The 1,536-nt window shown below is 71.9% G+C and carries 1 protein-coding gene; it reads right to left on the bottom strand.

What is annotated here, in order from left to right:
- Positions 1-1,536 (bottom strand): acyl-CoA carboxylase subunit beta (locus tag F8A92_RS18395; RefSeq protein ID WP_153506631.1); only part of this gene is annotated, 1,536 nt, incomplete at both ends.

Genomic DNA, 1,536 nt, shown 5'->3' with positions numbered 1-1,536 from the left:
GGCCGGGCTCCGAAGGTGGGCCGGCCGGTGAGCCGCGGGATGATCCGGTAGGCGTCGTGGACCCAGTCGCACAGCAGGGTGCGGCTCTGGCGCGGGTCGATGACGTCGTTGACGCCGAAGTGCTCGGCGGTGCGCAGCGGGCTGCGGATGGCCTCCAGCCGCGCGTGGATGTCGCCCAGCAGCGTCTCGGGGTCGTCGCTGGCCTCCAGGTCGGCGCGGTACGCGGCCTCGATGCCGCCCTCCACCGGCAGCGAGCCCCAGTCACCGGAGGGCCAGGCCCACTGCCGGTGGTGGGCGTGCCGGTTGACCTGTCCGGCGCCGCCGACGTCGAACACGCGACGGATCACGATCTCGGCGACCGGGACGTTGGCCTGGTAGGCCGCGACGATCGCGCGGGCGCCGTCGCGGATCGCGCCGGTGCTCTCGGCGGCCAGCCCGATCGCGAGGCCGGCCTGGTCGGTCAGCGAGACCAGGGGCAGGTGGAAGGTGGTGCACAGATCGATCAGCCGGGTCATCGCCTGGGCGCCGGTCGCGGTGACCGCGGCACCCTTGTACGGGTCGGTGGCGATCACTCCCACGGGGTGCCCGTCCAGGCGGGCCAGGCCGGTGAACACCGACCCGCCGTACTCGGCGTAGGTGAACACCGAGCCGGCGTCGAACACCCCGTCGAGCAGCGTCTTCAGCCGGTAGACCTTGCGGCGGTTGCGCGGCACGAGCGAGAGCAGCGCCTCGTCGGCGCGGTCCACCGGGTCGTCGGCGTTCTCGATCACCGGAGGCAGGTCGTACACCGAGGACGGCAGGTAGGACAGGAACCGGCGGATCTCGCTGAACGCCTCCTGCTCGCTGCGCACCCAGCGCTCGACCGCGCCGTTGCGCCCGTGCACGTGGTGCCCGCCGAGCTCGTCCTTGCTCAGCTGCGCGCCGGTGGCGTGCGCGACCACCGGCGGGCCGGCGACGAACAGCTGCGACTGGCCCTTGACGAAGATCGCCAGGTGCGACATCGCGGTGCGTCCGGCGCCCAGGCCGGCGACCGGGCCGCCGCCGTACGCGACCACCGGCACGACGGAGAGGTTGTCGACCACGTAGTCCCACCCCGGATTCTGCGGAATGTACGTGTACCCGTCGACCTCCAGGGTGCGCACCGACCCGCCACCGCCGGTGCCCTCGATCAGCCGCACGATCGGCAGCTGCAACGAGTTCGCCATCATCTCCGCGTGGATCTGCTTCTCCCGGATACCGGCATCCGCCGCGCCACCGCGCACGGTGAAGTCGTCACCGGCCACGACCACCTTGCGGCCGTCGATCCTGACCGTGCCGAGCACGAAGTTGCTCGCCCGCAGATCCTTCAGATTGCCGTCGGCGTCGTACTCGCTGAACCCCGAGATCGCGCCCACCTCCGCGAAGGAGCCGGCATCACCCAGCGCGTCGATGCGCTGCCGGACGTTCAGCCGACCGGCGTCGGCCTGCCGCTTGAGCTTGTCGGCGCCGCCCATCTGCTGCACCATCCGGGCGCGTTCGGCGATCTGCTCGACCTCG

This window comes from Cumulibacter manganitolerans, assembly GCF_009602465.1.
GTDB classification, from domain to species: domain Bacteria; phylum Actinomycetota; class Actinomycetes; order Mycobacteriales; family Antricoccaceae; genus Cumulibacter; species Cumulibacter manganitolerans.
Note: the sequence above shows the minus strand (reverse complement) of the source record. Positions and strands in the feature narration are given on the sequence as shown.